The sequence below is a fragment of the Denitromonas iodatirespirans genome (assembly GCF_018524365.1).
In the GTDB taxonomy this organism is placed as follows: Bacteria; Pseudomonadota; Gammaproteobacteria; order Burkholderiales; family Rhodocyclaceae; genus Nitrogeniibacter; species Nitrogeniibacter iodatirespirans.
In genome coordinates this window covers 45820-65233 of record NZ_JAEKFT010000011.1, presented here as the reverse complement: position 1 = coordinate 65233, position 19414 = coordinate 45820, and the positions used below count along the sequence as shown (strand labels likewise).

The following is a 19414-nucleotide window of genomic DNA, read 5'->3' as shown; positions in this document are numbered from 1 at the left end:
GACCGGCCGGCGTCTGCGAGATCGTCAAGGCTCCCAGTGCGTCGGCCGGCGCACCGCGATATACACCTCGCGCAGGAACAGGCCCAGGCCGCAGATCATCGACAGCATGGCGAGGATGAACAGGGTGGCGATGGCATGGGTGAGATCGACCCGCACCAACGTGCCGACAAAGGCGCCGGCCACCACCAGGCAGACCAGCAACGCGCTCAGCACCTGGCAGAAAATCGCCTGGTAGATCTGCGTGCCGCGGCGCGCCAGCAGCATCAGTTCCCGCTCCAGCGAGTCGCGCTGCTCCGGTGCCGTCAGCTCCTGCAGACGGCGCCGGACGACCCGGCGCCGATCCACCACCCGCGCCAGTCGGCCGTTCAGGGCGTTGATCAGCGTGGCCAGCGCCGTGAGCAGGAACACCGGGGCGACGGCGAGCTGAATGGCGTGGGACAGGTCGGTGAGGTGCTCGGGCATGGTTGCGCTTGAAAAGACGAAGGTCGATAGCATACCGCGGCAGTGGCGTCGTGCGCCGCGAGCGGGTAGGCTTGCGCGTCATGCGAATGACATGTCTTCTGATCCTGCTCTGCGGCCTGTCGGCGCCAGCCCCGGCGAGCGCCGAGCCGCCCCCGCCGCTGCTGCTGGCCCGCGAGGCGACCGAGGGCATCGACCCCGCGCCCTACTGGATCAGCGAAAAGCTCGACGGCGTGCGCGCGCTGTGGGACGGGCAGCGCTTGCGCTTTCGCAGCGGCCGGCCGGTGCCGGCCCCGGCGTGGTTCGTGCGCGCCCTGCCGGCGCAGGCGATGGATGGCGAGCTGTGGCTGGGGCGCGGGCGCTTCGGCGAGCTGTCGGGCATTGTGCGTACCGAGGTGCCGGTCGATGCCGACTGGCGGGCGGTGCGCTACCTGATTTTCGAGCTGCCCGATGCGCCGGGCGATTTCTCCGCGCGTGTGATGGCGATGCGCACACTCGTCGACACCGCCGGCGTGCCCTGGCTGGGCGCGGTGGCGCAGTTTCGCCTGGTGCAGCGCGACACGCTGAGCGAACGCCTGGCCGAGGTGCTGGCCGGCGGCGGCGAGGGCCTGATGCTGCACCGGGCCGACGCGCCGTATCTCACCGGTCGCAGCGACGCGCTGCTCAAGCTGAAGCCCTGGCAGGACGCCGAGGCGACCGTGGTGGCGCACCGGCCGGGGCAGGGGCGTTTCGCCGGCCTGCTCGGCGCGCTGGAGGTGGTGCTCGACGACGGGCGCCGCCTGCGCCTGGGCAGCGGCTTCAGCGACGCGGAGCGCCGCCACCCGCCACCGATCGGCAGCCGCGTCAGCTTTCGCTACCGCGGCCTGACCCGCACCGGCCTGCCGCGCTTCGCCAGCTTCTGGCGGGTGCGTGAGCCTTTGTAACGCGGGCTGCGAAAGCCGGTGCATCGCGCCTAAAATGGCGCGATGAAAAATGCCCTGACCTTCGCCCTGCTGCTGGCCGCGCTGCCCGCCGCGCATGCCGACACCGACTTCGACGCCTGCCTGGCGCGCCTGCGTGGCGAGGCGGCCTCGCACCAGGTGAGCACCGACACCTTCGACCGCCTGACCGCTGGCCTCGCGCCCGACCCGACGGTGCTCGAAGCGCTCGACCGCCAGCCCGAGTTCGTCACCCCCATCTGGGACTACCTCGCCGCGCTGGTCGACGACGAGCGCATCGCGGACGGCAAGGCCATGCTCGGGCAATGGCGCGAGGTGCTGGACAAGGTCGAGGCCGAGTACGGCGTCGATCCGGCCACGGTGGTGGCAGTATGGGGCGTGGAGAGCAATTTCGGGCGCAACTTCGGCAGCCGCTCGCTGATCACCTCGCTGGCCACGTTGTCCTGCGAGGGGCGGCGGCAGAGCTACTTCCGCGGCGAGTTTTTCACCACCTTGCAGATCGTGCAGGCCGGGCATATCGCGCCCGAGCGGCTGACCGGCTCCTGGGCCGGTGCCTTCGGTCACACCCAGTTCATGCCCTCGACCTTCATGCGCGTGGCGGTGGATTTCGACGGCGACGGCCGGCGCGATCTGATCGACAGCGTGCCCGACGCCTTGGCCTCGACCGCCAACTACCTCAAGCGTGCCGGCTGGCGCACGGGCGAGCCCTGGGGCTACGAGGTGCGTCTGCCGGCCGGCTTCGACGCCAGCGTGACCGGGCGCAAGGCACGCCGACCGCTGGCCGAGTGGGTGCGCCTGGGCGTGCGACGTGTCGATGGCACGGCGATCGCCCCCGACGACACCTCGGCTGCGCTGCTGCTGCCGGCCGGCGTCGACGGCCCGGCCTTCATGGTGTTTCGCAACTTCCACGCCATCTACAGCTACAACGCGGCCGAGAGCTATGCGCTGGCGATTGCGCACCTGTCGGACCGCCTGCGTGGCGGCCAGCCATTCGTCACCGCCTGGCCGACCGACGACCCGGGCATCGGCCGCAACGAGCGGCGCGAGCTGCAGACCTTGCTGTTGGCCCGCGGCCACGACATCGGCGAGGTGGACGGCATGATCGGCAGCCGCACCCGCCAGGCGATTGCCGCCGAGCAGACCCGCCTGGGTTTCGACGCCAACGGCCGGGCCGGGCGCAAGATCCTCGACGCCCTGCGTGCCGGGCACTGACGCCTCCGACTGTAAGAACGGCGCTCGCGCGGCGTCTATTGACCGGATGGGCGTCGCATGGCGCTCGGTCCGTTCAATACGCGAGCCGCACCGCGCGAGTGGCGGCGGTGGGCGAGGGAGGTGGCGTGATGCTCAATTGCAAACAGGTGACGCGGCTGGCGTCGGCGCGGCTGGACCGCCGGCTGACGCTGCGTGAGCGCCTGTCGTTTCGTCTGCACCTGATGATGTGCGCAGCCTGCCGCCGCTTCGACGCGCAACTGCAGTTCATGCATGGCGCCATGTCGCGCTTTGGGCGTGGCGAGCGCCCTGACCGCGAGGACCGCTGAGATCAGGCAGGAGAGGTGTCGAAGGTCTCGCCGGGGCGCCGGATGAAGGCGTGCTTGGGCGTGTTCTTCATGTGCAGGCGCCAGAAGTAGCCGAGCAGGTTGTCGCCATAGGAGATGGCCTTGCGCGGCAGGGTCAGCGGGTCGTCGGCCATCGTGGCCGGGGCGCGCACGCAGGTGGTCGCGCTGCGGAAACCGGCATCGGCGACGGCATCCACGGCGCGGCGGTCATGGCTGCCGAAGGGGTAGCAGAAGTGATCGACCGCTTCGCCCAGCACGTCTTCCAGCGTCGCCTTGGAGCGCCCGATCTCCTCGCGGATGCGCGCCGTGTCCTGCTCCGCGAGGCGGATGTGCGAGGCGGTGTGCGAGCCGAAGTCCACCCCCTCGCCGCGCAGCTGACGCACTCGCGCCGCGCTCATCAGCGGCGGGGTGGCGCGGCCGTCGGCGGCGAACCAGCTGGAGGGCTGGCCGAGCAGGTCGGAGATGAGATAGACCATGGCCGGAAATCCGTGCTTTTGCAGCACCGGCCAGGCGTATTCGTAGAAGTTCTCGTAACCGTCGTCGAAGGTCAGCGCCACCGCTTTGTGCGGGATCGGCCGCTCGCCGCGCAGGCAGGCCAGCACCTGGTCCATCGACAGCACGGTGTAGCCGAAGCGCGCGAGGTAGGCCATCTGGCGCGCGAAGCGCTTGTGATGGCAGTAGGTCGAGCGGTGCCCCTTCATGGGGGGAAAGTCGCCCACCTGGTGATACATCAGGATGTTGATGGACTCGGACATGTCAGCGATTGTCCAGCAATTGCGCGTAAAGCGCACGGTATTGGTCGATGACTGCCGCCTCGCTGAACTCGGCCTCGATGCGGCGCTGCCCGGCGCGTACCAGGTCGCGCTGCAGCGCTTCGTTGGTGATTACTTCGCGCATGCCCTCGGCCAGCGCGGGCGCGTCGTCGCAGGGCGAGACCCAGGCGTCGCGGCCGTGGCGGGCGATCTCGCGCGCGCCACGGAAGGCGGTGCAGGCCAGCGGCTTGCCATAGGCCCAGGCTTCGAGGATCACGTTGCCCAGGGTTTCGGCATCGCGCGAGGGGAAGGCCACCATGTCGGCCAGATGGAACCATTGCGACGGGTCATGCTGCCAGCCGGCGAAATGCACCCGGCTGGCCACGCCGAGCTGGCGCGCCTGGGTCTCGAGCGCCTCGCGCAGCGGGCCGTCGCCGAGCATCGCCAGGCGCAGGCGCTTGCCGGCCAGTTCGGCGGGCAGCTGGCTGAAGGCCTCGATCAGCGTGGCCTGGCCCTTGACGTCGATGAGGCGGCCGGCGGTGACGATCAGCCAGTCGTCGGGCTGGAGTGCGAGCTGCTGGCGCAGCGCATGCTGGGCCTCGGGGTCGAGCGCTTTGGCCGGGTCGGCGAAGTTGGTGATGTGGAAGACGCGCTCGGCCGGCAGCCCGCCCTGGATCATCCAGTCGCACAGCCCCTTGGTGTTGCCGATCCAGGCGTGGGCATGGCGGAAGGGGGTGAGCTTGTAATAGCCGCCCAGGCGCGACAGATGGACCTTGCCGCGGCCGCGTTCGAGGTGGGTGAGGCGGGTGGCGCGGCCCATGTAGGTTTGCACGATGGGGGCTTCGCTGGCGGCGATGAGGCGCGAGAGCTCCCAGCGCGAGAGCGGGTCCCACACCGTGCGCATGGGCGATTCGCGCATGTCGACGCCGTCGAGGTGGTGGCGGGCGAGGTCGGAATTGCGTCGCACGATCACTTCCACCGATTCGCCATGGCGGAGCATGGCGCGCACGAAGCGCACCAGCCAGCGCTCGGCGCCGCCCATCTCCTTGCTGCCGAGGATGTGCAGGGATTTCATCGCGCCAGTACCTTGTGGTAGATGGCGAGGTTGCCCTCGCACATCGCATCGACCGAGAACTCGCTCAGCACCCGTGCCCGGCCGGCCTCGCCCATGCGCGCGCGCAGCGCGGCATCGCCGAGCAGGCGCTTCATGGCGGCGGTGAGCGCGGTGACGTTGCCGACCTCGATCAGCACGCCATTTTCGCCGTCGACCACGGCTTCGGGCATGCCGCCGGCACGGCTGGCGATGATCGGCACGCGCGCCGCCGAGGCCTGCAGCAGCGAGACGCCGAGGCCCTCCATGTCGGCCGGGTGCACCAGCAGATCGAGGCCGCCGAGCTGGGCCGGCAGGTCGTCGACGAAGCCCATCAGCGTCACATGGCCGGCAAAGCCCAGGTCGGCAACCGCTTGGCGCAGTTCGGCCTCCAGCGGCCCGCGGCCATAGATCAGCACTTGCAGCCTGGGGTGCTCGGCGAGCACGGCGGGCAGCGCGGCGAGCAGGTGGCGATGGCCCTTGCGTGGGATCAGCTGGGCGACCATGCCGGCGATTGGCGTGTCGGCGGCAAAGCCGAGATCGGCGCGGAAGGCGGCCTTGTCGACCTCGTGCAGATAAGGCGCGGGGTCGACCGCGCTGCGCACGCAGCTCACCTTTTCCGGCGCCAGCCCCTCGGCCAGCAGCACCTGGCGGATGCCTTCGGAGATGGTGATCACATGCTCGAAGAGGCGGTACTTGAGTGCCACCGCCCAGCGCGCCTCGGGGTTGTCCACCCGGCGCGAGAGTACGCAGGGCACGCCGGCGAGCTTCGCCGCAATACCGCCCCACAGGTCCGCGCCGCGCCGGCTGTGGATGTGCACGATGTCCGGCCGATGGGTGTGGATCGTCTGCTTGAGCCGCAGCACCAGCCCGAGGTCGGCGTCGCCGCCCATCGGCATCTCGACCACCTCGGCAAGCGCGCGCGCCTCGGCGGCGATGTGCGCCCCGCTCGGGCAGGCCAGCACATTGGTCACGCCGCGCGCGGCCAGCCCCTGCAGGATGTAGAGCACCTGTTTGGCGCCGCCGTAGAGATGGCGGCCGGCTTCGACATGCAGCACCTTCATGCGGCCAGCACCTCGCGGGCCACGGCCATGACGCGCGCCGGCCGGATGTCGCGCAGACAGGTGAAGGCGCCGTGGCAGGTCGGCCGGCGGCGGCAGGGCGAACATTCGAGCCCGAGCCAGATCACGCGCGCGTTGGCGCGACCGGTGTCGAGATAGGGGCGGGTCGAGCCGAACAGCGCCACCGTCGGTGTGCCGAAGGCGATGCCCATGTGGGTCAGGCCGGTGTCGACGCCGATCAGCAGGCCGGCGCGTTCGATGATGGCGGCCGCGTCGGCCAGACCGGTCTGCCCGGCCAGCGACACCGCGCCGGGGATGGCCGTGGCCATGCGCTCGGCCGTCTCTCGTTCGGCGGGGCCGCCGAGGATCACCGGCGTGAGGCCGAGATCGTCGCTCACCTGCGGGCCGAGTGCGCCCCAGGCATCCTCGAACCAGTGCTTCTGCGGCCGGGTGGTGAAGGGCGCGAACACCGCATAGCCGCCGCGCGTCAGGCCGCGCTCGGCGAGCAGCGCGTCGACCCGCGCCGCGGTGGCCTCGGCCACGCACAGGCGCGGCAGGAACTCGCCGGTGTCGAGGCCGAGCTGCTGGGCCAGATAGAAGTATTCGGAGCTGATCCGCCCGGGGTCGCCGCCCTTGGGCACCACCTCGGTCATCAGATGCTGGCTGCCCTCGCGCGAGCCCAGCCCGATGCGACGCGGCGCGCCCGACAGCCAAGTCAGCACGCCGCTCTTGAGCAGGCTCTGCAGGTCGATGGCGGTGTCGAACCGGCGGGCCTTCAGCTCACGCGAGAAGGCCCGCGCCGCACTGAAGAAGGCGCCGAAGCGCCGCGCCTGCCAGAGTTTTTTCCACTCGCCTTTGGGCCACAGGATCAACTCGTCGATGCACGGATCGGCGTCGAGCAGGGTGTGGATGCCCGGCTCCACCAGCCAGGCCACATGCGCGTTCGGGTAGGTGCGCTTGAGTGCGGCGGCGAAGGGCGAGGCGAAGACCACGTCGCCGATGGCCGAGGCACGGACGATGAGGATGCGCTTCATCGCCGGTGCTCCTTCGGATTGCATTGGCCGAGCAGACGCAGCGACAGCAGCAGCAGGATCGAGAAGAAGCGCATGTCGGGATGCGACAGGCGGTAATCGAACATCGCCCATACGGCGGTGAAGGCCAGTACCGCCCACATCGCCGGCAGCAGTGCCCGACGCTGGCGGTCGGTGCGGGCCGCGCGCACGGCGTCGCGGATCAGCACCAGTGCCAGCGCCGCCCACAAGGCGGTGCCGATCAGGCCCTGGCCCCACAGGGTCTGCAGGTAGCTGTTGTGCACATGGTCGTAGCGCTCGCCCTCGAGCAGCGCCGCATGCGGGCGCACGTCGCGGTCGATGATGTCCTTCACGTCGCCAAAACCATGACCAATCAACGGGGCGTCGGGAAGGCGTTGCAGCACGTAGCGCCATAGGCGCAGCCGGACGGTGACCGAGGCGGCCGGTGCGGCGTCCAGTCCCTCGTCGAGGACGGTTGCGATGGTGGCGCGTTCCGCCGCGATGCGTTGCTGCACGGCATCGAGATTTCCGGCGAGCACGAAGCCGGCGATCAGTGCGCCGATCAGCCCCAGCGCCAGGCGCCGTTGGCCGGGCCGGGCATGGCGGTCGCGCAGGGTGCGCCATACGGCGATGGCGACCGCGCCGGCAGTGACGATGGCCAAGGCCAGATAGGTACTGCGGTTCTGGGCGGTGAGCAGGACTTCAAGATTCAGCGCAATCAGCGCGATACCGGCAATGCGCGCGGGCCAGCGCAGGCTGCCGTTCACCGACCACCACTGTCGGGTCGTCGCGATCAGCGCCACGGCAAACGCGCCGGCGTAAAGACCGACGCCCAGCGCGCGGTTCAGGTGGAAGCCGAGCCGCTCGCCCGACCACAGCACGGCGAGGCCGCGTTGCCAGAGAAAACTGATGACGCCGAGCGTAAAGCCAAGGATGGCCAGCATCCACAATCGTCGCAGGCGGCGCACCGGGTCGTCGCAGGGGAGGATCGCCAGCAGCGCGAACACCGGCACGAACAGCCAGTCGATGAAGACGTCTTTCGGTGTCAGCAGACCGGGCTCGGCCAAGCCGCCCCAGGTCTGCAGTGCATAGCGGGCGCTCAGCCACAGCGCGACTGCCGCAGCGAGTGCATTGGCGGTGTCCCAGGGCTGGTCGCGGCGCTGCCACAAAGCGAGCGCGATGGCGGGCAGGCACAGGGCGATGCCGATATGGCCAGGCGCGGTTTTCCAGACGCTGGTCAAGGCGAACAGGCCGAGACCGAACACGCCGATGCGGTGAATCCAGTTCATGAAGGTCGTCCGTGGGCGCGCACGAAGGCGAGCAGTTTCGCGGCGCGGGCGTCCCAGCCATAGTCGCGGGCGGTCAGGCGGCCGGCCTCGGCCATGGCCTGGGCGGCGGCGGGATCGTTCTGGACCTGGCGCATGGCCGCGATCCAGGCTGATGTATCGCCGGCCGGTACCAACAGGCCGTTCTCGCCATGGCGGACCACTTCGCGGATCGGCGGCAGGTCGGAGGCGATCACCAGGCGGCCAGCCGCCATGGCCTCGAAGAGCTTGATCGGGCTGATGGTGGCGGCATGGCGCAGGTCGGCCTGGTAGGGCATCAGCGCCACGGCGCCGCGGGCGAGCGCGGCCGGCACTTCGGCGTGCGGCACCGGGTCCTCGATGCGCAGACGGGGGCTCTGGTGGGCCGGTACATGGTCGAGCGGGCCGATCAGCGTGACCGGGAAGCCGGCGTCGGCGATGGCTTCGAACAGCGGCAGGCCGCGATCCCGGCTGATGCGCCCCACATACAGCGCGTGCGGATCGGCGAAATCGGCCGCGCGGGCCACGGGGATGGCGTTGAAAGCATCCAGGTCGACGCCGCTGGGCAGGACGGCGATGCGTTCGCCGGCGAATCCCAGCGCCATCAGCGCCTCGCGGCCGGCGTCGCTGATGGCGGCCAGCCCGCGCAGCAGGCCGCGGGCAGCGGCGTCGCGCAAGGGGGCGATCAGGCCGTCGGCGATCAGCGATTCGGTGTCATGCACTTCCAGAAAATGCGGCAGTCCGGTACGCGCCAGCAGCACTGAAAAGTCCGGCACCCGGGTGTAGACGACATCGGCCGCGCGCAACTCCCGGCGATGCGTGAGCACGAAGGGCCAGCCCTTCCATTGGCTGTGCAGGGTCAGCGCGCCACGCAGGTCGATCGGGTGGCGAATGCCCATGCCGGCCAGAAACCCGTCGGTGTCGAAACCGCGCGGCAGCGGCGGCACGTAGAGGCGCACGTCCACGCCGGCCTTGGCAATCGCCTCGACCGTGTGCAGGGTCTGGATCAGGTTGGCGCGGGGGCGCTGCGGGCGTCCGCGGGCGAGGTAGACGAAGTGCGGCATGACGCCCGGTGGAAAATCAAAGCGGCAAGTATATCGCGCTCTCACGGCATCCACGCCGGCCGCGCTTCGGGGCGGCTGGTGCCCTCGGCTATACTCGCAGCCTTGTCCCGGAGCCCTGCATGCGTGTTGCCATCTTCATTCCTTCGTTCGGTGACGGCGGTGCCGAGCGGATGCTCGTGAATCTGGCCAGCGCACTGAGCGCGCGCGGGGTGTCGGTGGATTTCCTGACCCGCAGTCGCGAGGCACCCTATGTGGACAGCCTTGCGCCCGCCGTGCGCCTGGTTCAGACGGCCCGCGGCGGCATGCTCGCCGAGCAGCGCCAGTTGTGGCGCTACCTGCGCACCGAGCTGCCCGATGTGGTCTTGTGCGGCAAGGACCGCGCCGGCCTGGCGATGCAACTCGCACGCCGGCTGTCCGGGGTGCCGGTGCGCATCGTCATGCGGCCGGGGACCAGTTACAGCGCGCGCTTTGCCGAGCTGCGTCCCTTCAGCCGCTGGCGGGCAAGGGCGCGGGTGCGCCGGGTGTACCGGGCGGCCGATGCGATAGTCGGCAATTCGGCCGAGGTGGTGGCCGACGTGGCCAAGGCCGCCGGTCTGCCCGCCGGGCGCATGCACCTGATCCGTAATCCGGTGGTGACGTCGCAGTTGCAGTCGCAGGCCGAGGCGCCGCTCGACCATCCGTGGTTTGCGCCAGGCCAGCCGCCGGTCATTCTGGGCGTGGGGCGGCTGGGGCAAGTCAAGGGCTTCGATGTGCTGCTCGACGCCTTTGCCCGCGTGCGCGCCCGGCGCCCGGCGCGGCTGATGATTCTGGGCGAGGGGCGTCTGCGCGGCGAGCTCGAAGCGCAGGCGTCGCGCCTTGGCGTCGCTGAGGATATCGCCCTGCCGGGCTTCGACGCCAACCCCTATCGCTACTTGGCCCGCGCGGCCTTGTTCGTGCTCTCGTCACGGCGCGAAGGCTCACCCAACGCGCTCACCGAGGCGCTGGCGCTCGGCGTGCCGGTAGTGTCGACCGACTGCCCGGCCGGGCCGCGCGAGGTGTTGCGCGGCGGCGAGGTGGCGCCGCTGGTGCCGGTGGATGACGCCGAGGCTATGGCAGCGGCGATGCTGGCGACGCTGGATGCGCCGGGCGATGCCGACCGCCGGCGTGAGGCGGTGCAAGAGTATTCCGCCGCTACCTGCGCCGAGCGCTATCACGCGTTGTTCGACACCCTGCTGGCCGAGGCGAACCCATGAGCACCGATCTGGCCATCTTCGCCGCCACCTCCGGACACAGCGGCGTCGACCGGGTGTTGCGCAATTTGGTGCCGGCCATCGCCCGGCTCGGGGTGACGGTGGATGTACTCGGCATTGAGGGCCACGGCCCGCATTTCGATCAACTCCCCGAGGGCGCGCGACATCTGCCGCTGGGCGCGCATCATGTCAATTCCGCCATTCCGGCGCTGATCCGCTACCTGCGCCGCGAGCGGCCGCAGGCGATGCTGTCGGACAAGGACCGGGTCAATCGGGCGGCCTTGCTGGCGCGGGCGTTGGCGCGGGTGCCGACACGGGTTGGGCTGCGCCAGGGCACCACGGTGTCGGTCAATCTGGCCAGTCGGGGGGCGATGGACCGCTGGATGCAGACGCTGTCGATGCGCTGGTGCTACCCGGCCGCCGACGCGCTGCTGGTGCCCTCGGCCGGGGCGGCGGACGATCTGGCCGCCTTCGCGCGCCTACCGCGCGAGCGCATCCATGTGGTGCCGAGCCCGATCCTCACCGAGGCCCTGCAGTTGCGTGCGACCGAAGCGCTTGACCATCCGTGGTTCGCCGAGGGCGAGCCGCCGGTGATTCTCGGCGTGGGCGAGCTGTCCGAACGCAAGGACTTCGCCACGCTGCTGCGCGCCTTCGCGCAAGTGCGTGCGGCGCGCCCGTGCCGGTTGATGATCCTCGGCGAGGGGCGCCGCCGTGGCGAGCTGGAGCGTCTCGCCGCCGAGCTGGGCGTGGCCGACGATGTGGCGCTGCCCGGGTTCGTGGCCAATCCGTATCCGTACATGGCGCGCGCCGCGGTGTTCGCGCTGTGCTCGCGCTGGGAGGGCATGCCGGTGGTGCTGATCGAGGCCTTGGCGCTGGGCGCGCCGTCGGTGGCCTGCGACTGCCCGAGCGGCCCGCGCGAAGTGCTGGCCGGTGGCGCGGTCGGCCCGCTGGTGCCGGTGGGCGATGTGGCCGCGCTGGCAGACGGCCTGCGTCGCCAGCTCGAACAGCCCGTGCCGGCGGCGCAATCGCGGGCGGCGGTGGCGGGGTACTCCGACTCGGCCAGTGCGCGCGCCTATCTGGCGGCGCTTGGTTTCAAGGAATTTCAATGACCCGGCTGGCGGTGTTCATCTCCTTCTCCGGCGAGGGCGGGGTCGAGCGCATGGTGCTCAACCTGGTCGAGGGCTTTGCCGCGCGCGGCCTGCAGGTTGACCTGCTGGCCATCCGCGCCGACAGCGCACATCTGGGCCACCTGCCCGAGGGCGTGCGGCTGATCGACCTCGGCGTGCGCCACAGCGGGCTGGCGGTGTTTCCGCTGATGCGCTATCTGCGTCGCCACCGGCCGCAAGCCATGCTGGTGGCCAAGGACCGGGCCATCCGCGCGGCGGTGCTGGCGCGTGCGCTGGCACGGGTGCCGGTGCGCATCGTGGGGCGGCTGGGGACCAATCTGTCGGCAGCGCTGGAGGATCGTGCCGGTGTATCGCGTTGGCTGCGGGTGGCGCCGATGCGCTGGTTCTACCCGGCGGTGGACAAGGTGATCTGCGTGTCCGACGGCGTGCGCGAGGACACTGCCCGCCTCACCGGCCTGCCGGCGGCGCAGCTTGGCGTGATCCGCAATCCGGTGGTGACGCCGCGCCTGGCCGAGATGGCGGCCGAGTCGGTGGACCATCCCTGGCTAGCGGATCGCTCGGTGCCGCTGGTGCTGGCCGCCGGACGGCTCACCGAGCAGAAGGACTTCCCGACACTGGTGCGCGCCTTCGCCGTGCTGCGCCGCGCCCGGCCCGCGCGGCTGGTGATCCTCGGGGACGGTCGCCAGCGCAAGACGCTCGAAGCCCTGGCCGTCGAATTGGGCGTGGCCGACGCTATCGCGCTGCCGGGCTTTACGCCCAACCCCTATGCCTGGATGGCCAAGGCCGACCTGTTCGTGCTCAGTTCCGCCTGGGAGGGCTCGCCCAATGTGCTCACCGAGGCGCTGGCGCTCGGTGTGCCGAGCGTGGCCACCGACTGCCCGAGCGGGCCGCGCGAGGTGCTGGCGGGGGGGCGGTTTGGTGCGCTGGTGCCGGTCGGCGACGCCGCCGGGCTGGGGCAGGCGATGATCGACACGCTCGCCGCGCCGCTGCCGGCCGAGGTGCTCAAGTCGGCGGTGGCCGAGTATTCACGCGAGGCCTCGGCCAGCGCCTATCTCGCTGCGCTGGGCTTGGACGCAGAGGCGGGCGACAATGCGCCCCGTGAGGCCGATGCGGGCCATGGAGAGCTTTGAATGCTGCTGTCGCTGAAATACAACTTCCTGTTCGTGCACATCGCCAAGACCGGTGGCACCTCGGTGCGCGACTCGCTGCGCCCGCTGCGCCTGCGCGATCCGTGGTTCATCGCGCAGTTCTTGTGCTCGCGGCTGTCGTCGCTGTCCGGGCATCGGCTGGGCATCAAGTTCCCGCGCCACTCCAAAATCATCGCCGCCAAGGAAATGCTGCCGGCCGAGACCTTCGACAAGCTCTTCAAGTTCGTCTTCGTGCGCAACCCGTGGGATCTGCAGGTCAGCTCCTTCCACCACATCCGCCGCGAGCGTCCGCACCTGATGAGCCACATCGAGACCTTCGACGAGTTCATCCGCTGGAAGCTCGACCCCGAGCGCCCCTACCAGTTTCATGTGGACACCAGCATCGAGCTGCAGAGCGACTACGTGGTCGACCTGCACGGCAAGGTGCTGGTGGATTTCATGGGGCGCTACGAGCACCTGCACGAGGACTTCGAAGAAGCCTGCCGCCGCATCGGCGTGCGCGCGCCTGAGCTGCAGCACAAGCGCCAGGCCAAGGACCGCAAGAAGGACTACCGCAGCTACTACAGCGACGAGATCGCCGAGGTGGTGGCGAAGCACTTTGCGCGGGATATCGAGATCTTTGGGTATACCTTCGACCCGGAGGCGTGACCGCGTAGCCCGGATGCAGCGTAGCGGAATCCGGGGTGGGTCGTTGATCGACCGATGACGTACCGAGCGTAATCAACCACTGCTCCCGGATTCCGCTATGCTGAATCCGGGCTACGGCGTTGCGTAGGGCGGGTTTCAACCCGCCGGGGCGTTACGGCGCAGCTGCTTCCTCATCGACCACCACCCCTTCGCCACTGGCCAGCAGCCGTGCATAGGCGCCGCCCGCGTTGGCGAGCGACGTGTGGGTGCCTTGCTCGACGATGCGGCCGTGTTCCATCACCACGATCAGGTCGGCGTCGCGGATGGTCGATAGCCGGTGCGCCACGACCAGCACGGTGCGGTTCTGGCGCAGTTCGACGAGGGCATCCTTGACGGCGCGTTCGGACTCGTTGTCGAGCGCCGAGGTGGCCTCGTCGAGCAGCAGGATCGGCGCGTCTTTCAGGAAGGCGCGGGCGATGGCGACGCGCTGGCGCTGGCCGCCGGAGAGCTGGCTGCCGTTGGCGCCGACGCGGGTGGCCAGGCCGTCGGGCAGCTTGGCGATGAATTCCATGGCGTGGGCATGGCGGGCGGCGGCTTCGATGGCCTCGGGTGACACATCCGGCCGGCCGTAGGCGATGTTGGCGGCGATGGTGTCGTCGAACAGCACCACCTGCTGGCCGACCCAGCCGATCTGGTCGCGCAGCGCGGCCAGCGGCAGCTCGGGCAGGGGCGTGCCGTCGAGCAGGATGCGGCCGCTGGCGGGGTCGAAGAAGCGCGCGATGAGCTGGATGATGGTGGTCTTGCCGCTCCCCGAGGCGCCGACCAGCGCAACCGTCTTGCCGGTGGGGATGTCGAGCGTGAAGTCGCTCACCGCCCACTGGCTCTGGCCGGCGTAGCGGAAATTTACCGACTCGAAGCGCAGCGCGCCGCGGCCGCGTTCGACGGCGCCACCGGCGGTGTCCGGCTCGGCGGGGCTGTCGAGCAATTCGAAGATGCTCTGCGCGCCGGCCAGGCCTTTCTGGATCACGTTGTTCACATTGGTGAGCCGGCGGATCGGTTCGAACAGCATGGCCATGGCCGCCACAAACGCGACGAAGGTGCCGGGCGTGAGGCGATTCTCGGCCGACAGTGCGGAGGCGGCCCAGATCACCAGCGACACCGCGGTAGCGGCGACGATCTGCACGATCGGCACGTTGGCGGCCGAGACGCGCACGGTGCGCATGGTCTCCTTGCGCAGGCGCTCGGAGATCTCGGCGAAGCGGCTGTTTTCATGGTCATGGGCGCCGAAGATCTTGATCTCGCGCACGCCGTTCAGGCTCTCCTCGACGGCGCCGGTCATGCGCCCGGTGGTGGCCTGCATGGCGCGGTTGCCGCCGCGCAGCTTGCGGCTGGCCTGGCGGATGATGACCGCCATCACCGGTGCGACGATGAGCAGCAGCAGGGTCAGCTCCCAGGCGGTCCACACCAGGTAGCCGGTCAGGCCGATGACCACCAGGGTGTCGCGCACCACGATGATCCAGGCATTGGACAGCGCGCTGCCGACTTGCGGGATGTCGTAGAGGATGCGTGAGAGCATGCGTCCCTGCGCCTCGGCCTGGTGGGCCGAGATGGGCAAGTGCATCTGGTGGCGGAACACCTGCTGGCGCAGGTCGGTGATGGCCTTGTTGGCCACCCACTGGCTCGACACGCTCGACAGGTATTCGGCAATGCCCTTGCCGAGAAAGGCCAGCATCAGGAAGAGCGGCACCTTCCACTGCGCGGTCTCGCTCTTGCCGATCAGGCTCTCGTCGATCAGCGGCTTGAGCAGCGCCGGCAGCACCGGCTCGAGCGAGGCGGCGGCGATCATCGCCAGCACCGACAGCGCCACCACCTTGCGGTAGGGCAGGATGCTGCCGAGCAGGCGGCGGTAGAGGGCGATGCCTTCTTTCATTCTCTATGCAAGACCTTGTCGACGATCAGGCTCGACCAGCCATCCGAGCGGAACTGGCGCTTGAGCGCTTCATCGTCATAGACCGTATCCACCCATGCCATGAAGTCGATGGGCGTTTTCTCGTTGTAGGCCACATAGCTGGCAAGAAAGAAATCCAGCACGCCGGTGCGCGCCTTCTTGGAGTGGCCGTAGCGCCAGTGCAACTCGCTCATGGTGTCGCTCACCGGGTGGCCGAGGTGGAGGATGCGGTAGAGCGCGGCGGCGATGCCGGCGCGGTCGGCGCCGGACTTGCAGTGCATCAGCGCCGGGTACTCGATCGAATCGAACAGATCCTTGAGCATGTGGATGCGCGCCCGGCTCGGCGCGCCGCGGGAGAACAGCTTGGCGTCGATGAAGGCGATGCCGAGCTCGTCGCACACCTGGCGCTCCAGTGCGTAGGAGCCGAACTCGCTCTCGCCGCGCAGGTTGAGGATGGTCCGCAGGCCGTACTTGCGGTGGTAGCGGTGGATCTGTGCCGGGCTGGGCTGGCTGCTGCGGTACATGCCGCCGCCCAGGGCGTGGAAGTTGTTGTAGATGGACCGGACGAAGCCGTGGTCGACCACATGCATGTCGAGCCAGGCGCGGAAACGACCGATCGGAGTGGAGATGTCTTTGGCCACGAGGTGCTCAAGGGCGTTTAACACGCGGCAGGTGTCGCCGCGTGGCGCCGGCGGTCGGCGCGGATCAGGGGCGGAGTATACCGGAGCCCCGCGCCGGCTACCGGTTGAACCACTTGAGCGTCACGCCCCAGGCGTGGATGTCCAGCCGGGTGGTCTGGCCGCAAGCGAAGTCGAGCGCCAGCCAGCGCTCCGGCGCCAGCCCCAGCAGCTGCCCGGCGATGACGCGCAGCGGGCCGCCGTGGCCGACCACCACATGGGCGGGCGCTGTCGGGTCGAGCGCCGCTTCCATCCAGTCGCGCACGCGGGCCGCCATTTCCAGCGGGGTCTCGCCGCCGGGCGGGCGGAAGTTGAGCGGGTCTTTCGACCAGTCGTCGATGGCGCTGCCGATGGCCTCGAAGCTCTGCCCTTCCCACTGGCCGAAGCTGATCTCCTGCAGGCGCACATCGACTGCCGCTTCGCCCAGTTCGCAGGCCAGACGGTGGGCACGTTGCAGCGGGCTGCTGTGCAGGGTGTAGCTGGCGGGCAGCAAGGGTTTGAGCCGCGCGGCCACCTCGGCGGCCGATTCGGCCAGGCCGACATCGGTCTGGCCGTAGCACACGCCGGGCGCCACGTCCGGGCGCGGATGGCGGATCAGATAGAGTTCCATGCGATCAGGATTCCGAGATAGGTGGCCAGCTCGGCCAGTTGCTGAGCCGCGCCGAGGCAGTCGCCGGTGTAGCCGCCGAGGCGGTGCACGAACATGCGGGCGGCCCAGGCGGTGACGATGATCACGGCGACCACGGCGCCGAGCGCCTCGATGGGGCCGAGCAACAGCAGCGGCAGCAGGCCGCCGACGCCGGCGATCCACAGTTCCAGGGGCGTCAGTTGTTTGGCCAGGGGCTTTGACTTGCTGGTCTCGTCCTCGCGCACATAGCGTAGCGTGTGGATCAGGCTGGTCGAGGCCAGGCGCGAGAGCGCGTGGGCGGCGATCATCGCCACGATGGCCATGGGGATGCCGTGTGCGGCGATCTCGACCAGCGCCGCCGCCTTGGCCAGCAGCATCAGCACCAGGCCCGTCGCACCGTAGCTGCCGATGCGCGAGTCTTTCATGATGGTGAGCGCCTGGGCCTTGTCCCAGCCGCCGCCGAGGCCGTCGCAGGTGTCGGCCCAGCCGTCTTCGTGAAACGCGCCGGTGAGGCGGATCGTGGCGGCCATCGACAGAATCACCGACAGGCTGGCCGGCAGCCACTGGCGCGCAAACCAGAACACCGCCGCCCCCGCCGCACCCACCACGATGCCGACCCACGGGAAGTAGCGCGCCGCGTGGTTGAGCCGTTCGGGCGAATACGGCACCCAGCCCGGCACCGGAATGCGGGTGAAAAAGCCCAGTGCGGTGAAGAACAGTTCGAGCTGGTAGCGCACGATGTCAGCGGCTCCGGGTCACCGTGCGGTTCCGCCGCGACGACCGCTCCCACGACAGATCGCGAACAGCGCAAGCCGCCCACCGCCCTCCGCCGGGCCGCCCCAAGGAGGGCGTGGCCCCCTCGGGGGGCAGCGAACGGATGTGAGCGTGGGGGTCCCACCCTCCGGGCCGCCCCAAGGCGGGCGTGGCCCCCTCGGGGGGGTGAGGCAGGGGTTTCGCGAAGCATTGCTTCGCGCCGGCCGAACGGGCTGTCTGTGCAAAGACAGCCCTCCGCGAGCCGTTGTGAGCGTGGGGGCTCCGCCCTCCGCCGGGCCGTCCCAAGGAGGGCGCAGCCCCCTCGGGGGGCAGCGAACGGCAGTGAGCGTGGGGGCTAATCACCCTTTGCCGCTCACGCCGGCCGATTCGAAACTGGCCATCTCGTTGAGGAAGTTCACCGCCGCCTGCAGCAGCGGCCAGGCCAGCGCGGCGCCGGTGCCTTCGCCCAGGCGCAGGCCCAGGTCGAGCAGGGGCGAGGCGTCCAGATGCGCGAGTTGGGCGCGGTGGCCGGCCTCTTCCGAACGGTGGGCGAACACGCAGTAGTCGAGGATGGCGGGGCACACGGCATGGGCGACCAGCAGGGCGGCGGTGACGATGAAGCCGTCGATCACCAGCAGCATGCGTTTCTCGGCGGCGCCGAGCATGGCGCCGGTCATCATCGCGATCTCGAAGCCGCCGTATTCGGCCAGCAGGCTGAGCGGGTCGTCGGGTCGGCCGCCGCGGGCCAGGGCGGCGCCGAGCAGGGCCTGTTTGCGGTCGAGCCCGGCGTCGTCCAGCCCGGTGCCGCGGCCCACCACCTGCGGTAGCGGCGTGCCGGTGATGCCGTGGGTGATGAGCGAGGCCGAGGCGGTGTTGCCGATGCCCATTTCGCCGAAGCCGATGGCGTTGCAGCCGCGCTCGGCCAGGTGGTGCGCCAGATCGCGGCCGAAGCGCAGGGCCTTGTCGCGTTGGGCCGGGCTCATCGCCGGCTGCTCGATGTAGTTGGCGGTGCCGGGGGCGATCTTGCCGTCGATGAGTTTGTCGCGCGGGCCGAAATCATGGGCCACGCCGGCGTCCACCACGCGCAGGCCGAGCCGCATCTGGCGGGCGAAGACGTTGATCGCCGCGCCGCCGGCGAGGAAGTTTTCGACCATCTGCCAGGTCACGTCCTGCGGATAGGCCGACACGCCGGCGCGGGCGGCGCCATGGTCGCCGGCGAACACCAGCAGCTGCGGTTGGGTCAGCGCCGGCGTGAGCGTCTGCTGGATGCGGGCGATCTGCAGGGCCAGCGGTTCGAGCCGGCCGAGGGCGCCGAGCGGTTTGGTCTTGTGGTCGATCTTGGCCCGCAGTGCATCGACGAGCGTCGTGTCGAGCGGGGAAATGGCGTAGGACATGAGGGATGGGTCCGTCGTGAGTCGGACGGATGGTAGCACGCAGGCCGGCTCAGCCCGGCGGTGCCTTGAGCGTCAGTGGCAGGCCGGCGGCGACCAGCGTGACCCGGTCGCAGATGGCGGCGACCGACTGGTTGAGGCGGCCGGCTTCGTCGCGGAACAGCCGGCCCAAGGGCGACTCGGGCACCAGGCCGAGGCCGACCTCGTTGGCCACCAGCAGCGTGGTGCCGGGCAGTGCCGGCAGTGTGGCCAGCAAGGCGGCGTGTTCGCGCTGCCAGCGGGGCAGCATGTCGGCGTCGTGCGGGGCGCGCAGGTCGGCGGCGTCGGCCATCAGCAGGTTCGATAGCCACAGGGTGAGGCAATCGACGATTACGCAGCCCTCGGCGCGGGCTACGCGCTGAAGGGCCTCGGCCAGCCCGGTGGGCGCTTCGAGGGTCTGCCAATGGCCGGGGCGATCGGCGCGGTGGCGGGCGATGCGCATGGCCATCTCGTCGTCGCCGGCTTCGGCCGTGGCGATCACGGTGACCGGCCCGCCGTGGTCGGTGGCGCGCTGTTCGGCCAGCCGGCTTTTGCCCGAGCGGGCGCCGCCAAGGATGAGTTCGGTGGGCATGGATGGTGCGTCGCTCAAACT

The 19414-nt window shown here is 70.0% G+C and carries 20 protein-coding genes; 7 read left to right on the top strand and 13 right to left on the bottom strand.

What is annotated here, in order from left to right:
- Positions 1-24 precede the first annotated feature (24 nt).
- The gene (locus I8J34_RS11535) at positions 25-462 is read right to left on the bottom strand and encodes a DUF2721 domain-containing protein (RefSeq protein ID WP_214361557.1); all 438 of its coding nucleotides are present in this window, start codon (positions 460-462) and stop codon (positions 25-27) included.
- An 86-nt stretch (positions 463-548) separates the two neighbouring features.
- Between I8J34_RS11535 and I8J34_RS11530 the strand changes: the two genes are divergently transcribed.
- The 3 genes from I8J34_RS11530 (at position 549) to I8J34_RS11520 (ending at position 2935) form a co-directional block, all read left to right on the top strand.
- Positions 549-1382, top strand: coding sequence for a DNA ligase (locus tag I8J34_RS11530; RefSeq protein WP_214361556.1), 834 nt, complete (start codon positions 549-551; stop codon positions 1380-1382).
- Between the two features lie 42 nt (positions 1383-1424).
- Entirely contained in the window at positions 1425-2609 is a 1185-nt protein-coding gene (locus I8J34_RS11525; RefSeq protein ID WP_214361555.1) for a lytic murein transglycosylase, read from the top strand.
- Positions 2610-2737: 128 nt separating this feature from the next.
- Positions 2738-2935, top strand: a complete 198-nt coding sequence (locus I8J34_RS11520) for a zf-HC2 domain-containing protein (protein ID WP_214361554.1) — start codon at positions 2738-2740, stop codon at positions 2933-2935.
- A 2-nt stretch (positions 2936-2937) separates the two neighbouring features.
- Here I8J34_RS11520 and I8J34_RS11515 read toward each other — a convergent pair whose 3' ends face one another.
- Genes I8J34_RS11515 through I8J34_RS11490 form a run of 6 tightly spaced genes read right to left on the bottom strand, consistent with a single transcriptional unit; the run spans position 2938 to position 9255 of the window.
- Positions 2938-3708, bottom strand: coding sequence for a polysaccharide deacetylase family protein (locus tag I8J34_RS11515; protein WP_214361553.1), 771 nt, complete (start codon positions 3706-3708; stop codon positions 2938-2940).
- A 1-nt stretch (position 3709) separates the two neighbouring features.
- Positions 3710-4780, bottom strand: a complete 1071-nt coding sequence (locus I8J34_RS11510) for a glycosyltransferase (RefSeq protein ID WP_214361552.1) — start codon at positions 4778-4780, stop codon at positions 3710-3712.
- Positions 4777-5859, bottom strand: a complete 1083-nt coding sequence (locus I8J34_RS11505) for a glycosyltransferase (RefSeq protein WP_214361551.1) — start codon at positions 5857-5859, stop codon at positions 4777-4779. Before I8J34_RS11505 ends, I8J34_RS11510 begins: the two co-directional genes overlap by 4 nt.
- The gene (locus tag I8J34_RS11500) at positions 5856-6890 is read right to left on the bottom strand and encodes a glycosyltransferase family 9 protein (RefSeq protein WP_214361550.1); all 1035 of its coding nucleotides are present in this window, start codon (positions 6888-6890) and stop codon (positions 5856-5858) included. Before I8J34_RS11500 ends, I8J34_RS11505 begins: the two co-directional genes overlap by 4 nt.
- Complete coding sequence (locus I8J34_RS11495) at positions 6887-8176, bottom strand: O-antigen ligase family protein (RefSeq protein ID WP_214361549.1); 1290 nt, start codon at positions 8174-8176, stop codon at positions 6887-6889. Before I8J34_RS11495 ends, I8J34_RS11500 begins: the two co-directional genes overlap by 4 nt.
- Positions 8173-9255: a glycosyltransferase family 4 protein gene (locus I8J34_RS11490; RefSeq protein ID WP_214361548.1), complete on the bottom strand. Its 1083-nt coding sequence runs from the start codon at positions 9253-9255 to the stop codon at positions 8173-8175. The genes I8J34_RS11495 and I8J34_RS11490 overlap by 4 nt, the downstream gene beginning before the upstream one ends.
- Before the next feature lie 119 nt (positions 9256-9374).
- Between I8J34_RS11490 and I8J34_RS11485 the strand changes: the two genes are divergently transcribed.
- From I8J34_RS11485 to I8J34_RS11470, 4 genes are read left to right on the top strand one after another with little or no spacing between them, the layout of a single operon-like run.
- Entirely contained in the window at positions 9375-10487 is a 1113-nt protein-coding gene (locus I8J34_RS11485; protein WP_214361547.1) for a glycosyltransferase, read from the top strand.
- Positions 10484-11593, top strand: a complete 1110-nt coding sequence (locus I8J34_RS11480) for a glycosyltransferase (protein WP_214361546.1) — start codon at positions 10484-10486, stop codon at positions 11591-11593. Before I8J34_RS11485 ends, I8J34_RS11480 begins: the two co-directional genes overlap by 4 nt.
- Positions 11590-12741, top strand: coding sequence for a glycosyltransferase (locus I8J34_RS11475; RefSeq protein WP_214361545.1), 1152 nt, complete (start codon positions 11590-11592; stop codon positions 12739-12741). Before I8J34_RS11480 ends, I8J34_RS11475 begins: the two co-directional genes overlap by 4 nt.
- Positions 12742-13407, top strand: a complete 666-nt coding sequence (locus I8J34_RS11470) for a sulfotransferase family 2 domain-containing protein (RefSeq protein ID WP_214361544.1) — start codon at positions 12742-12744, stop codon at positions 13405-13407. It begins immediately after the preceding gene.
- A 151-nt stretch (positions 13408-13558) separates the two neighbouring features.
- Here I8J34_RS11470 and msbA read toward each other — a convergent pair whose 3' ends face one another.
- The 6 genes from msbA to cobU all read right to left on the bottom strand — a co-directional run bounded on the left by msbA (position 13559) and on the right by cobU (position 19393).
- Complete coding sequence (gene msbA / locus I8J34_RS11465; RefSeq protein WP_214361543.1) at positions 13559-15316, bottom strand: lipid A export permease/ATP-binding protein MsbA; 1758 nt, start codon at positions 15314-15316, stop codon at positions 13559-13561.
- Positions 15313-15975, bottom strand: coding sequence for a fused DSP-PTPase phosphatase/NAD kinase-like protein (locus I8J34_RS11460; protein ID WP_230411801.1), 663 nt, complete (start codon positions 15973-15975; stop codon positions 15313-15315). Before I8J34_RS11460 ends, msbA begins: the two co-directional genes overlap by 4 nt.
- A 97-nt stretch (positions 15976-16072) precedes the next feature.
- Positions 16073-16621, bottom strand: a complete 549-nt coding sequence (gene cobC, locus I8J34_RS11455) for an alpha-ribazole phosphatase family protein (protein WP_214361542.1) — start codon at positions 16619-16621, stop codon at positions 16073-16075.
- A complete protein-coding gene (locus I8J34_RS11450) occupies positions 16606-17376 on the bottom strand; it encodes an adenosylcobinamide-GDP ribazoletransferase (RefSeq protein WP_214361541.1) in 771 nt (256 codons plus the stop codon). Before I8J34_RS11450 ends, cobC begins: the two co-directional genes overlap by 16 nt.
- Positions 17377-17751: 375 nt before the next feature.
- Entirely contained in the window at positions 17752-18786 is a 1035-nt protein-coding gene (gene cobT, locus I8J34_RS11445; RefSeq protein ID WP_214361540.1) for a nicotinate-nucleotide--dimethylbenzimidazole phosphoribosyltransferase, read from the bottom strand.
- Positions 18787-18835: 49 nt separating this feature from the next.
- Positions 18836-19393: a bifunctional adenosylcobinamide kinase/adenosylcobinamide-phosphate guanylyltransferase gene (gene cobU, locus I8J34_RS11440; RefSeq protein WP_214361539.1), complete on the bottom strand. Its 558-nt coding sequence runs from the start codon at positions 19391-19393 to the stop codon at positions 18836-18838.
- Positions 19394-19414 lie beyond the last annotated feature (21 nt).